This is a genomic window from Ruegeria sp. 6PALISEP08 (genome assembly GCF_001238295.1).
GTDB lineage: Bacteria > Pseudomonadota > Alphaproteobacteria > Rhodobacterales > Rhodobacteraceae > Ruegeria.
This window is the reverse complement of the sequence record NZ_LGXZ01000022.1, coordinates 1-13,360: the sequence shown is the minus strand read 5'-3', so window position 1 is coordinate 13,360 and position 13,360 is coordinate 1. Positions and strand designations below refer to the sequence as shown.

12 protein-coding genes are annotated in these 13,360 nt (G+C 51.2%); 5 read left to right on the top strand and 7 right to left on the bottom strand.

Annotated elements, in window-relative coordinates:
* Positions 1-48: 48 nt before the first annotated feature.
* Positions 49-804, bottom strand: a complete 756-nt coding sequence (locus ALB80_RS20870; RefSeq protein ID WP_050606037.1) for an N-acyl homoserine lactonase family protein — start codon at positions 802-804, stop codon at positions 49-51.
* A 94-nt stretch (positions 805-898) separates the two neighbouring features.
* Positions 899-1,372 (bottom strand): cupin domain-containing protein, encoded by a 474-nt coding sequence (locus ALB80_RS20865; RefSeq protein WP_050606036.1) that lies wholly within the window; start codon positions 1,370-1,372, stop codon positions 899-901.
* Between the two features lie 86 nt (positions 1,373-1,458).
* On the opposite strand from ALB80_RS20865, the gene ALB80_RS20860 reads away from it, so the two are divergent.
* Positions 1,459-2,040, top strand: coding sequence for a TetR/AcrR family transcriptional regulator (locus ALB80_RS20860; RefSeq protein ID WP_157054300.1), 582 nt, complete (start codon positions 1,459-1,461; stop codon positions 2,038-2,040).
* 681 nt (positions 2,041-2,721) lie between these two features.
* Here ALB80_RS20860 and ALB80_RS20855 read toward each other — a convergent pair.
* The 3 genes from ALB80_RS20855 to ALB80_RS20845 are packed head-to-tail and all read right to left on the bottom strand — an operon-like array spanning position 2,722 to position 7,538.
* Positions 2,722-3,846 carry an ABC transporter permease gene (locus ALB80_RS20855; protein WP_050606034.1) on the bottom strand — a complete coding sequence of 375 codons (1,125 nt, stop codon included), beginning with the start codon at positions 3,844-3,846 and terminating at the stop codon, positions 2,722-2,724.
* Positions 3,847-6,546, bottom strand: coding sequence for a ribosome-associated ATPase/putative transporter RbbA (gene rbbA, locus ALB80_RS20850; protein ID WP_050606033.1), 2,700 nt, complete (start codon positions 6,544-6,546; stop codon positions 3,847-3,849).
* A complete protein-coding gene (locus ALB80_RS20845) occupies positions 6,543-7,538 on the bottom strand; it encodes an HlyD family secretion protein (protein ID WP_050606032.1) in 996 nt (331 codons plus the stop codon). Before ALB80_RS20845 ends, rbbA begins: the two co-directional genes overlap by 4 nt.
* Before the next feature lie 270 nt (positions 7,539-7,808).
* Here ALB80_RS20845 and ALB80_RS20840 point away from each other — a divergent pair, with 270 nt between their 5' ends.
* Positions 7,809-9,512: an alkaline phosphatase family protein gene (locus ALB80_RS20840; RefSeq protein ID WP_050606031.1), complete on the top strand. Its 1,704-nt coding sequence runs from the start codon at positions 7,809-7,811 to the stop codon at positions 9,510-9,512.
* Positions 9,513-9,666: 154 nt separating this feature from the next.
* Here ALB80_RS20840 and ALB80_RS20835 read toward each other — a convergent pair whose 3' ends face one another.
* On the bottom strand, positions 9,667-10,083 hold the full coding sequence (locus tag ALB80_RS20835) for a cytochrome c (protein ID WP_050606030.1): 417 nt from the start codon (positions 10,081-10,083) through the stop codon (positions 9,667-9,669).
* A gap of 419 nt (positions 10,084-10,502) precedes the next feature.
* A complete protein-coding gene (locus ALB80_RS20830) occupies positions 10,503-10,841 on the bottom strand; it encodes a cytochrome c (RefSeq protein WP_050606064.1) in 339 nt (112 codons plus the stop codon).
* 319 nt (positions 10,842-11,160) lie between these two features.
* Between ALB80_RS20830 and ALB80_RS20825 the strand changes: the two genes are divergently transcribed.
* The 3 genes from ALB80_RS20825 (at position 11,161) to ALB80_RS20815 (ending at position 13,354) form a co-directional block, all read left to right on the top strand.
* The gene (locus ALB80_RS20825; protein WP_050606029.1) at positions 11,161-11,709 is read left to right on the top strand and encodes a DUF6512 family protein; all 549 of its coding nucleotides are present in this window, start codon (positions 11,161-11,163) and stop codon (positions 11,707-11,709) included.
* A 104-nt stretch (positions 11,710-11,813) separates the two neighbouring features.
* Positions 11,814-12,854: a PLP-dependent cysteine synthase family protein gene (locus ALB80_RS20820; RefSeq protein WP_050606028.1), complete on the top strand. Its 1,041-nt coding sequence runs from the start codon at positions 11,814-11,816 to the stop codon at positions 12,852-12,854.
* A gap of 20 nt (positions 12,855-12,874) precedes the next feature.
* On the top strand, positions 12,875-13,354 hold the full coding sequence (locus ALB80_RS20815) for a hypothetical protein (RefSeq protein ID WP_050606027.1): 480 nt from the start codon (positions 12,875-12,877) through the stop codon (positions 13,352-13,354).
* Positions 13,355-13,360: the final 6 nt, after the last annotated feature.

The window sequence follows — 13,360 nt, the reverse complement described above, 5'->3', positions numbered from 1 at the left end:
TCTCAGGTGCGACATCACTTCTCGGGAAAAGTGGGCTACAGGTTGGTATCAACGGTAGACTTCTGGTGCTTTCTTCAGAACTGGCCACTGCTTTGGACAATGTCCATAGATTACATAGGCATTTCGCTCGGATGCCAGACGCATCAACCTGTCTGCGCTGGCAATAGCGGCATCTTCGTCCCATGACCCTGCAAACTTCTCATCGATTTCTGCCGGTCGGGAGATCGCATCACTAGTTAACAAAAACGTACCTGAGGGAAGATCGACCATCACGGCGATCTGGCCAGGTGCATGACCGGGCGCCGCCAAAACGAAGATTCGTGGTCCAATTTCTACGTCGCCATCGACGACGATGTAATCCTGATCGGGCCATTTCAATGGCCGTACAACGCCCCAATACAATGGGCGGGGTAAGGCTCGCTCAGCAGAAGAGATAAGAATTGGACTGCTTGGAAAGTCGCCCAATGCACCGATATGGTCGATATGGGTGTGCGTACAAATCTGTAATGTAATGTCTGACGGAATGAGCCCGAGTTTTGCCAGTTGTGCGCTTGGCAGATTATCTGGTTCACACTTAAGGACCTCGCCAAACTCGTACAATCGATCTTCTTTGACCGCAGCGTCGGTATCAGTCACGTATTTTTCAGGAAACCCGGTGTCTATGAGTATTGCTTCTCCTAATTCTGTCCGGATCAGAAACCCACAGATCCCTATGATGCGGCCGGTGGAATGGACCTTGAACAGCCCGTAGTCCAAAACTGCTAGGTCGCTCGGTCGCCCTTTGACAAATCCCTCTGCTTGCACAGACTTTCTCCCTGATTGAATACAAGGATTTTGAGTAGAGCCAGAAAGTCAAGATAAACACACTTTTTCAGTACCTACTGGACAAGCGCGTTCGTTAGCTGGGAACGTCCGCAGGCACCAGTATTGTCATTCCTACTCGACCTGCTACGGCCATGATTGCCGGAATATCTGGCGGTCCATCTGGCGCTGGAATGTCTGTCGTACCGTCAGGCATTGCTTCACCAGCTTCAGTAAAGAAAGTGTCATGCATAGCGCCGGGGGCGTTTATGCAAAGTAACCGGCCAGGTCGTTCCCCGGTACAAGTAAACGCATGCACGGCGCCTTCTGGAACTTTGACGAAGTCACCGCCTTTGACGTTGACTGTCTCCCCATTCAAAAAGAACTCGAATTCACCATCGAGCACATAGAAACTCTCATCTTCGCCAGCATGATGATTGGGCGGCGCACCGGCACCCGGTGCCGTCTTAATCTCAACAATTGTGCAACGATCTCCTGTCTCATTGGGAAAGGCGTGGAAGGTCAAAAGGTTCCCAAGAAGATGATAAATACGCGGGCGAGATTCAGTCATTACAGCGACTCCCTTTACTTGAAACATTCTACTCTTATGATACATATATCTACTTATGAGACAAGTGTATCACAAAAGGTTTGAAATTGGCGCCGCGTACAAATCAACTCACCCGAACGCGAGAAGCACTTCTTTCGGCTGCACGTGACCTGATGTCGGAAGGCAAGGAAGTCACGCTGGCAAAAGTCGCCGAACGTGCCAAAACCAGCCGTGCGACGGTCTATCGTTACTTTTCTGCCCCAAGTGTCTTAGCTTTGGAAGCGACGCTCGATCTTGAAGTTACTCCAACTTCCGAACTTCTCGGGGGGCTGGATGATGTCAGGAGCCGTGTACATGTCGTCGCGCGTTACTATCTGGATTTTTCTCGGATTCATGAAGCGCACTTCCGGCAGTTTCTGGCTGAATCACTCAAGGCATCACTTGAAGATGGAACAGTAATAATGCGTGGCGCGAGAAGAGTGGCGGCTTTTTCGGAAGCATTTGCACCAGTTCACCCATTGATGGAGCCGAAGGAAATTGACGATCTGGCGAAGCGGTTGTCCATGACGACAGGCGTGGAACAACTTATTATTCTTGAAGACATTTTGCGTGTGGACGAAACAATTGGCTACCGGCTTCAGGAAGGGTTGGTCGATGCTCTGTTGGATCGATACTTGCCAAAATTTTGAAGCAGAATTCAGGTGCCGATTTCATCATCAAACTATTTACAACCAAGCGCCAGCCTAATGTCTGCTTAGGGGCTGGAAGCGGCCATCCGAAAACCTTCCCCGGCAATACGGCGATGGCGCGAAACAAGCAAAGAATGAGACCCGAAGATATGGAACCTCGAACTAAGAAAGTTGAAGGTTAATGCGCCCAGAGTTTTGGGCCAAAAATGCAAATCTTTGGGCCAAATGCAAAGCTATGGGCGCACCTACAACACAGTGTAGGGACGCGCAAAACGCTGCATTCCTCTCATTGATTTTATTCAAAAAATCTGGGTGCCGTCGCCCATAATTTTGCACAGCAATTGCCCATAAGTTTGCACGATTTGCCCATAAGCTTGCGCGGTTCACCATTCGCGCTCAATTTTCGATTGTCGTAGTGTGGCTCGATCAACTTGAACGCACCAAAACTCAATCAATAGTGCATTTTGACTAGAATGATTCAACCCAAAACCGAACAACACACCTCAATTGCGAGGTTGTAGTAGATCCCTTTCAATGTAATGCGGCCAAGTCGGCCTTCTCGCAGGCAGCCTACTAGTACTTTGGCGACATAAAAAAGATTGTAGGGACGCGCATTTCCAAACTGTCTTCAGAGGCAGATCAGCAAGCGCTCCAATCTGTCAAAGCCAACAGATTGGAGCGCTAACTGATCTGAGCAAGAGAACGCCGAAAAAGCCGTAGGCTCATTAGTAACAAAGCAATTCCTAACAACGTCATCCAAACGAATTCCGGCCAGACAGTTTCAATACCAGCGCCTTTGAAAACAATAGCCTGACTTGCTGACATGTAGTGGCGTGACGGCAGAACCAAAGTACCTGCCTGCAACCAAGCCGGCTGACCTTCAATTGGGGTTTCTCCACCTGACAGCATTAGCATTGGCAGCACAATCAACATGACCAGAAGCGCGAACTGCGCCATAGAGCGCGCGATGGTTGCCAGAAACACCCCAAGCGCCGTCGCAGTAAAAAGAAACAACGCCGTGCCAACCAAAAACAACATCTTGGATCCAGCGATACTGATGCCCAAAGAACCCTGCATCACAAAGGTTAGTGAAAGACCAGCGGCGACCAAAACCACTGCTGCATTCGCCCAAATTTTGGCAATGGCAATGTCAAAAGGAGCAAGCGGCATGGCAAGGAGATGTTCAATAGTCCCGTGCTCTCGTTCTCTGATCATCGCAGCTCCGGTCAAAATAGTTGTGAGCCACATGATCTGGCCAATCAAAGCAACGATACCAGCAAAACGTACAGTATCTCGATTTGGGTTGAAGGCGCTTCTTAGAATGACACTGATTGAGGGAGCATCAACTAGATCGATACCAATTGCATAACGATGTATTTCAGCGTTCAAGATACTGGTTATGTAGTTTGCACCAATACCGGCCTGTTCCATTGCGGTTGCGTCAATAAGAACTTGAATCTCCGGACTGCGTCCTGCGCGCAGATCCCTTTCGAATCCGGGGGGCACAGCCACAACGAAAATAAATCGCCCAGCATCCATGTAAGCAGGTCCTTTTCCGGGTTCGATTTGGACGACCGGTTGGAACTCTGGTGGGAAAAACGCTGTGGCAAGTGCTCGAGAAAGTGGTGAGTCGTCTTCATCCGCAAACGCTATCGAGGCGTTGTTTACAGAACTTGCCACTCCCGTTGCTTCCATGATTGGGGCCAGCGTGAAAGACCAAATCAATAATGCCATCATCACCCAATCACGGCGCAGGCTCATCACTTCCTTCAAACCTAGCCAGAATATGCAGTAGAAGCGCTGCATTCACTTCTCCTGCGCCCGAAGACATAGGGCTGCGATCAGTGTCAGAACTGGTCCGAAGCAGGCGAGGGCCAGAATGTCCGGCGCAAGGGCCTCCCAACCCAAACCTTTAGTGAAGGCACCAACGTTTAGGTGTAGGAAATATGAGGAAGGCCAAAGTGAGCCCACCACTTGTGCGCCTCCTTCAAGCGTTGAAACAGGTTGCAACAGGCCTGAGAACTGGATTGTTGGGACAACTGAGGCGATGGCAGTTGCAAATGTCGCGGCCACCTGACTGGATGTCATTGTAGCGATCAACAGCCCGTAGGACGTCGTTGCCCAAACGTAAAGAAGGGCACCAACAGCCAAAGGGAAAGGATTTCCTTTTAACGGCACCCCGAAAAGAAAAACGGTCATTCCGGCCAAAAGCAGAAAGTTTGCGTAGGCGATCAAAATGTACGGAATTTGTTTGCCGACTAGAAATTCAAGCCGCGTGGTTGGTGTCACGTAGAAATTGACAACTGACCCCAGCTCTCGTTCCTTTGCTACGCTTACGGCAGTCAAAACAGCTGGCAACATAATCAGTAAGATAGCAGGCATTGCCGGAGCCATCGCGGCGATGCTTTCAAAGCTCTGATTGTAGCGAAACCGGGGTTCGATTTTGGCGATATCTATCTGGCTTTTGCCATTGTTAAGGGCATATTCCGCGAGAAATGATTGATGCAATCCGGAAACATAACCTTCAACCGTCTCACCCTTAAATGGGATAGCGCCGTCTACAGTTGCAAGTATCTCGGTCGGTTCACCCGTACTGATCTTTCGGTCAAAGTCAGGTGGCAACTCAACAACCAGAGAGACCTCACCTGCCACTAGACGGTCGCGCCCTTCGCGAGCGCTTTGCAGCGGCGATGTGGCTTTAAAGTAGGACGATCCGGCGAATTCAGCCGAATAAGCACGACTCTCCGGCCCCTGAGAAAGGTCAAGTACCGCGAATTCAAGCTCATCGATATCCAGCGTAATTCCAAAGCAAAAAACTAACATTAGAATAGCAGAACCCAGAAACGCGAAAGCCAGACGCACTGGGTCGCGAGCTACTTCAACGGTTTCGCGCCGCGCATAAGCCAACACACGAGAAAACGCTCCTCCCCGGGCGTGGGATTTGGTCCCAAAACCCACCTCTGGCGCGACAACAGAGACTGGTTTTTCTGCTGCTTCCAATATCGAAATGAACGCGTCTTCAAGGTTCTCCGCCCCTTCAACAGCGATCAGTTCAGCCGGAGTACCTTCCGCTAGAACTCTACCAGCATGCATAAAAGAAACGCGATCACAGCGTTCCGCCTCACCCATGAAATGAGTGGACACAAAGATCGTTACCGACTCATTTCGCGACAGCTCTATCAACAAGTCCCAGAAGGAATCGCGTGCCTCTGGATCCACACCGGATGTTGGTTCGTCGAGTATTAGCACCCGCGGACGGTGGATCACCGCTACGGCTAGCGACAGTCGCTGTTTGATCCCTAGGGGCAGTGCCGTCGCCAACGTATGCCGGTGCTCCTCGAGCCCAAAGCGCTCAGTGAGCTCCGAAACACGTTGTTCACGGTCGGCAATTGCAAATATCCGCGCATGCAATTGTAGGTTCTGATGGACCGACAACTCGCCATACAAGGAAAAGGCCTGGCTCATGTAGCCTATTTCACGCCTCATTTTTCGGTCATATGCATCGACAGGGTTGCCAAACAGCAGTGCTTCACCTGAGCTGGAAGGTAACAAGCCAGTCAACATCTTCATTGTCGTGGACTTGCCGCAACCGTTTGATCCTAGAAACCCGAATATCTCTCCGCGATTGATTGTGAAGTCGACGTTGTCTACGGCCGTGAAATCACCAAAGCGTCGTGTCAGTCCACGCGCAACTATCACTGGGCTTGCTTCTATCTGTTCATTCTTCTCGTTTTTCCCCGCCGGTTCGACGGGCAACTCCCGTGCTCTCAGACGCCGATATGCAATTTCGAGGTCGACATCACTCCCTTTCAATTCGGCGGGCTTCCCCTGAAAGATGACTTGACCCGCGTCCATCGCGACAATCCGGTCAAACCCGTCGGCTTCTTCCATGTACGCCGTCGACAATAACACCGACAGTTCAGGGTTTTTTTCTCGGATTGCGTCAATCAAAGCCCAGAATTGCCGACGCGACAACGGGTCGACCCCGGTCGTTGGCTCATCCAAAACCAAAAGTTTGGGGTCATGGATTAAAGCACAGCAAAGGCCTAGTTTTTGCTTCATCCCACCCGAGAGTTTGCCCATCAGACGGTCTTCAAACTGCGCAAGCCCTGTCGCAGCCAATAGCGCTGCTATACGGTCATCCCGCTCTGAATGCCCTTGAGCAAAGAGACCTGAGAAGAACTCGAGGTTCTCGCGTACAGACAGCTCCGGATACAGGTTTCGACCCAGCCCTTGCGGCATGAAAGCGATGGCTGGGCAAACGCTGTGTCGATGGCCAGAATCGCCAATCGGGCCGCCTAAAACGTCGATATTGCCGGATTGCAGTTTCTTTGCGCCGGTGATCAAACCAAGCAGTGTAGACTTTCCCACCCCATCCGGCCCGATAAAGCCAACGAGCTGGCCGCCTGGCAGTTCCAACGAAACAGAATCCAATGCAACATGCTTGCGATAACGGTGCGTAACACCTGAAATGTGAATATCGCAGGCGTCATCCTCTACTCTCATTCGAACAGCTCTTCTGGGATGCGTTGTTCAAGCGCCTCAGGCCAAGCAGCGGCTGGGTTCAGCCGGATCACCGCGACACCGCGCAGACCGGTTTTGACGTGCTCAATCCGACTTTCAACCAAGTCTATTGGGATACGGACGCGAACGCGAAAAACCAGTTGCTCTCGCTCATCCAGAGTCTCGACCTGTTTGGGGGTAAATTGTGCCTCGGGAGAAACAAAGCTCACGTATGCAGGTATCGCATATTCCGGCAAAGCGTCGAGCACGATGCGAGCCTCAGCTCCAATGGGCAAAAGTCCAGCCTCACGCGCCGGAAGAAAAACTTCCATGTAAACATTCTCAAGGCCAAGAATAGTTAGGATTGGTTCGCCCGCGCCAACCACCTCTCCGGGTTCTGCGAGCCGGTAAAGCACGCGTCCGGGCAAAGGTGCCACTAGAGCGCTGTCTTCAATCTGTGCCTCAATCCTGCGCACTTCCGCCTCAGCGGCAGCAATACGGCTTTCTGCGGTTGCAACTCGGGCTTTGGCGGCGCCCAATACTGCTGTAGCAACCTTATGAGTGGTATCGCGATCTTCAAAAATAGTTTTGGAGATATTTTGTCCTGCCAGCAACGCCGTGGCACGATCAAGCTCTTGCTCAGCCCTGCGCTGTTCGCTTTCGCGTTGCACAACGAGCGCATCTGCTTCGGCCCTTGTCTGATTTGCCAAGGCTACTTCGGCTCTAGCCCGGTCCAGAGCGGCAGACAGCTCGTCTATGTCCATTTCGGCCAGGATTTGACCGGTTGCAACCATACTGCCCTCTGTTGCCGTTACCTTCGCAACCCGTCCTGCGTTAGTTGGTGCTATTTCGACTTGTTCCGCTTCAACCCGCCCGTTTCCTTGAACAAATCCGACCGGCAATTCATCGACATCCTCGGCAACAACGACATACAGCAACGCACCAGCAATTATTAAACCAGCCAAAATAAGAAAAACCGATAGGTTTTTGGTCATAGCGTTTCACCTGAAACAGGGTTTCTGGCGCAGAGTTTAGTGTCTCAAAAGACTCAAAGCCTTGTTTTGGATCAAAACCGAACCGGGCACCTCAGTTCCAAGCAATCGTTTGTATGAACAACGTTTTGGGTGTTGCAGGCCCTTTCGCGATAGGTCGGAAGAAGTAGACTTGAAGCGTTTTTGTTATCAGTTTGGTATTGAAACGGGTTGTTCTAGCGCGCAATTGCGGTCGCCGCCAACCTGCTGCGCAATACAGCGAAAGGAAACACTATGACCAAAACACTGAGAGCTTGTTTGTCTTTGTGGTTGGTTGCAGTCGCTCCTGCGTACGCACAAGAACCTCCTCGTCTCGTTTTGCAGCTGACCGTTGACGCGTTTCGGGGCGATCTGCCGACACGCTACTTTGAGAATCTTGGGGAGGGTGGCCTTAAGTATTTACTAGAAAACGGTGTACACTATCTGGACGCCCATCATTGCCATGCCAATACAGAGACTGTTGTCGGGCACGCCACCTTGGCGACCGGGGCAACACCGGCAGTGCACGGGATGATCGGAAACATATGGTTCGACAGAACCTTGGACCGCGTTGTTTACAACGTTGAAGACAGCACCGCTCCGCTTCTTGGAGATGGCGCTGGCGTCAATGACGATATTGAAATTGACCCAACACAGGCGGCAGCTGGCACAGATGGGCGGTCACCACGCGCTATGCTTGTTACGACGCTTTCGGACGAATTAAACGCTTCCACTGCTGGTGCGGCCAAGGTCTTTGGAGTTTCAATCAAAGACCGTGGGGCTATTACAATGGCGGGACAAAGCGGCAAAGCCTTCTGGTTCTCGAAAGCCGCAAATCGTTTTGTCACAAGCTCGTATTATTACGACAAATACCCTGATTGGGTTTCTGTCTGGAATGACGCATCGCCGAGTGCCTCATTTGAAGGAACCTCTTGGGAATTGATGCACCCAAAGGAAACCTATCTCTTTGGCGACCGTGACAACCAACCATGGGAGACGGATGTCGCCGGGTTCGGCATAACCTTTCCTCATCGCTACTCTTCGACGCAAAATGGGTTTGACCCACTAGAAAATCCCTACTTTACGACCTTTTTAACGCTTAGTCCCGCTGGCGACGATCTGACGGCGCAATTTGCCAAACGATTGATTGATGCCGAGGATATCGGGCAAGACGCGGTAACGGATTATCTGGCGATTAGCTTCTCGTCCGTGGATTACGTCAACCATGTGTTTGGCCCCTCCAGTCTTGAAGCCGAGGACACGATATACCGCCTCGATCAGACTCTCATGAATCTCTTCGCGTTTATCGACGAACGGATTGGGCTGGAAAACGTTTTGATCGTTCTATCGGCAGACCACGGCACCACCGATGCGCCGGGCTATTTGGAGAGTGTTGGCATCCAAACTGGCCTTGTTGCTCCGGACACATGGGACCCGACGGAACAGATAGCCAGGCTTAAGGAGCGGTTTGGGATCACCGGGAAATTGCTTGAGGGTTATAATCACCCCTATCTCAATATCGCCCCCGAAGTATTGGCTCGCCGTGATATTGATTTACCCACGCTGGAGTCAGCTATTGCAGAAGAGCTTCTATCCTTTCCCGATGTGGCATTCGCCATCCCCAGTACGGCTATCGAAGCAAACCTCCTGCCCGATACCGACATCATGCGCCTGATCCGCAACAACTATCATCCGACCCGATCCGGGAACATATACGTAGTCTTCAAGCCCGGCTGGTTCATCGCAGACTTCGATGGTCTGTCCGTTACATCCACCCACGGGTCGCCGTGGCGCGGTGACACACATGTGCCAATTATCTTTGCTGGCTCGAACTTAAAACCGCAACGGGTCGCACGCCGGGTTTGCACGACTGCTCTCGCATCCACACTGTCTGCATTGTTAAGCACGGCACGTCCTAATGGTGCGAGCGGTGAGGTACTACAAGAAGTCTTGGATTAGAGCGCTGTGAAGCGCGAGGCCTGATATTGAAGCAAGTTAGACCAGACCGCGACGGCATCGTCCACAACGCGATCCGCATATTCGTTGCTTCTTGGCAGATACGGCACTCGCCCAACGCAGCACTCTTTAGCGTACACAAATGCTGATCAGAACTTCACGGAACATAACGTTCCGGCTTCGGAGACTGAATACTCTCCAAATACTCAGCAATTTCGATAAGTCCGGAAGGGATACGCGTAACCAAACCGTTGCCCGTATCGAATTCGACAGCAGGGCCGTCATTCAATTCGGTGATTATCGGCATGTCATCGCGAGGTTCTTGAACTTTCAAATAACCGTCCAAGATCGACATGACCTCCAACATGGGCCACACACCCCCTCTGCGTTCGGAAATCTTTGTTAAATCAGCAGGCACTGTTTTCAAATCAGTGGCGTCAGGCCCATTTCCTGTCGCATCGACTCCGTGACACCTGGTGCAATGCTCGAAAAAAAGGTCTTTCCCAAAGTCCAAAAACTTGTCGGCCGCAGATATCGTTGGAACCGAAGAAATTACTATGCTTGCAACGATCATAAAGTACCTCATAAGTTGGAGGTCCTTTGCCAAACGAGAGTTTATTACAACAGAAATGGACCGACATCTTCCCCCGGTCAACGTCGGTCCTTTACCATATAACACTTGCTATCCTATGGCCCAAAACCGATTGATGGGGACAGGCAGCAACGAGCTCAGAACAGCTTCACCATTCAACATTCGAAATTTAGCATGTGAAAGCGCTCGGCTATTTGACATAAATCATATGTCACTTCACAGTCTGCCAGAATTGGACTCGACACGCCAATTCGGCCAAATGATTTTGAATGACTGCTTACGCCTAGCAGAGCACGGCGCTTCACAATGCTAGGCCTGGAATTGTCACCGGGTCAAAAAAAGGTGCAGGTCCAGAACACCGGCAAACGATCAATTGCGGACCTAGCGCCAAAAACACTAATCTACTGTTGGATGCTTTCTAAGAAAAACAATAACCCTGCTAACTCGCGCGGTGTGGGCGTCAAGACACCCTCGATTTCAACCGGAACCAGGTCTTCCGCCATTTCCCCGCCAAATTCCGGCATAACCCGAGCAAGATGGCTGTTTCCTGGGTCGCCATAGATGTAGCTTAGGGCCCGTGCTTGAGGGAAAGTGCCTCCGTTCTTCGCGCTCAGTGTTGTCAAATCTGTTGGCGCAACGGAAAGACCGCTGCTTGCCGGGCCACCGCCTCTGCCGTCCACACCATGACAAGAACTACAGTTTTCTGAGAAAAAGGCTGCCCCATCAGCGCGAGTGGGCATGACGTCGGCGTCAGGATACAGATCTGTACACGACGCTGTGGCCAGAGCAATAAATCCAACCGATAACATAACCCACCTTTTATCGTGCATGCTCAACCCCGGCTTTTAATCCAGCCTACGGTCTATTGTAGCACCTGGCAATGACAGCAACTGGGGTTAAAAATCAGGAAGGGTCAACTTTACAGACTCTTACAAGAACTTGGACATTGCCGCTCACCAAGGGGGGTGAAAGCTGTTTCTAGACCTTCCATGTCTGCGTGCATTTCACTTTTGAGAATCTAAGCAGAGTATTCGACAATCAGGATTGGGAGATCCAAACATGCTGGAAGCTTCGCCCCGAATAGTTTGGCTCGAAGCGATAGGGGCGATCCTAATGGTCCTACTTGGGTCCGGGCTGCACTTTGCATTTGTTTTGCTTGGAAGTTGGACGCCAATGGCGCTTGTGGCAGCTGTTAACGAGTCAATTTGGGAACACTTAAAGCTGGCTTTTTGGCCAGGCTTGTTTTGGGCCTGCCTAATGCCGCTTCCACCCCGACTTACAAGAAGGGACGTATTTAGTGCTAAAGGAGTTAGCCTCGCAATTACTACTATTTTGATTGTAGTAGTATTCACAGCATACACAGCGATATTTGAGCGCAACTTTTTGTTGATTGATATTGGAATATTTGTTGCAGCAATTTGCATCGGCCAGATTGTGTCAATTCTGCTGCTTGCTTACGAAGATCAAATACCTGCACTCATTCATGTATTCGGCCTGGTTCTCCTTGGGGTTCAAGTCGTCGCCTATAGTACCCTAACATTTTTCCCTCTTAATCACTGGCTGTTCATTGAAGCACAATCCGGCACGATAGGTATTCCTGCCCGTTAGATGGACAGTCGGCCCTATTGGTGACGCATGCTTGCATCCCCATGAATTTCAAAGACGATTTTCCCAAGCTTGACGGGCCCTAAACAGGGCGTTTGAGTAGAGGCATGGACCGTTGGATTTCGGATTCGATTGCCAAGATCGATGCAGACGCTCACCGCTCTGCCGATACGCACCTTTTCAAGCTTCCCGTCCGGAGGCTGAAGGGCGTAGACATTTATCTCAAGGATGAAAGTACACATCCCACTGGCAGCCTCAAGCACAGGCTGGCACGCTCGCTTTTCCTTTATGCGCTTGTAAACGGGAAAATAAGGGAAGGGACACGTGTTATCGAAGCCTCGTCTGGCAGCACTGCCGTTTCAGAAGCTTATTTCGCCCGTATGATCGGAGTGCCTTTTACTGCGGTTCTCCCAAAATCTACCGCCAAGAGCAAAATCGACCTAATCCGGTTCCAAGGTGGGGAAATCCACTTCGTCGATGCGGCGCCGGACATGCACCAGGCCTCGGTTGAACTGGCAGATGAAGTCGGCGGCTACTTCATGGATCAGTTTACGTACGCCGAGCGGGCGACGGATTGGAGAGGAAACAACAACATTGCAGAAAGCCTTTTTCGCCAGATGGAACGAGAGCCACATCCAATTCCATCGGTTATTGTGATGAGCGCGGGCACTGGCGGAACTTCAGCAACGCTGGGGCGGTACATTCGCTACAAGGGCTTTAAAAGTGAGTTGGTTGTTGTGGACCCCGAAAACTCAGTGTTTTTTGAAAGCTTTCGAACTGGAGACCGGACCCTGACCTGCACCTGTTCAAGTCGTATTGAAGGTATCGGACGTCCCAGGGTAGAGAAGTCATTCTTGGCAGATGTAATCGACCGTATGATCCAAGTGCCCGATGCGGCTAGCATTGCGACTATCCTCTGGCTTGAAGATCGGATCAGGCGGCGAGCGGGCCCATCAACAGGCACAAACCTTTGGGGCGCTTTGCAAATTGCGCAAGAGATGGAGGCTGCCGGACGATCTGGCTCCATTGTCACTATTCTGTGTGACGACGGAAACCGTTATCTCGACACCTACTACGATCCGGAATGGGTGATGAAAAACTTCGGCGAAACCGCCTCTTACGAAGCTACTTTGGCGGGATATCACTGAATTCAAACGATGAGGACAGTATGAAAAGAGCGAAATCTTTGTTTGCAGCGCTTCCGGCATCAATGCTCGCCGCGATGTTTTACGCCACAACAGTTTTCGCCGCCTCCAAGGAAGCACAACAGATCATCGAAAGAGCGGCCGCTGATTGCAAAGACTTCGAGAATGGAGAGTTCGATCAGGGTGACGCCGTGACCGAGATCGAGCTGCGCTCCCAGTTTGGCACGGCTAAGGCTGAACTCGTAGATGAAAGTCAGTATTCCTGCTCTTCTGCTGCTTCTATGTACTGCGGAACAGGGGGTTGCATGCTCAATCTTATCGTCGACGGTGAAACCATGTCGTGGCAGGCAACGGGTTGGCGTCTTATTGACTGGGGGCCTGACCGTATACTGCTTATTGGACGAGACGGTGGTTGGTGCGGAGGCGCAGGAGCCGAGGTTTGTTATGAGGCTCTGGTTTGGAGTAATGGGAAGATTTTAACCGTAGGATCGTCGCAAGAGTAAGCTCAC

Excerpts from the sequence above, each read along its gene's own strand:
- ALB80_RS20820 (WP_050606028.1), top strand. The coding sequence starts at position 11,814 with ATGGACCGTTGGATTTCGGATTCGATTGCCAAGATCGATGCAGACGCT.
- ALB80_RS20840 (WP_050606031.1), top strand. The coding sequence starts at position 7,809 with ATGACCAAAACACTGAGAGCTTGTTTGTCTTTGTGGTTGGTTGCAGTC.
- ALB80_RS20845 (WP_050606032.1), bottom strand. The coding sequence starts at position 7,538 with ATGACCAAAAACCTATCGGTTTTTCTTATTTTGGCTGGTTTAATAATT.
- ALB80_RS20855 (WP_050606034.1), bottom strand. The coding sequence starts at position 3,846 with ATGCAGCGCTTCTACTGCATATTCTGGCTAGGTTTGAAGGAAGTGATG.
- rbbA (WP_050606033.1), bottom strand. The coding sequence starts at position 6,546 with ATGAGAGTAGAGGATGACGCCTGCGATATTCACATTTCAGGTGTTACG.
- ALB80_RS20830 (WP_050606064.1), bottom strand. The coding sequence starts at position 10,841 with ATGCCCACTCGCGCTGATGGGGCAGCCTTTTTCTCAGAAAACTGTAGT.
- ALB80_RS20815 (WP_050606027.1), top strand. The coding sequence starts at position 12,875 with ATGAAAAGAGCGAAATCTTTGTTTGCAGCGCTTCCGGCATCAATGCTC.
- ALB80_RS20865 (WP_050606036.1), bottom strand. The coding sequence starts at position 1,372 with ATGACTGAATCTCGCCCGCGTATTTATCATCTTCTTGGGAACCTTTTG.
- ALB80_RS20825 (WP_050606029.1), top strand. The coding sequence starts at position 11,161 with ATGCTGGAAGCTTCGCCCCGAATAGTTTGGCTCGAAGCGATAGGGGCG.
- ALB80_RS20835 (WP_050606030.1), bottom strand. The coding sequence starts at position 10,083 with ATGATCGTTGCAAGCATAGTAATTTCTTCGGTTCCAACGATATCTGCG.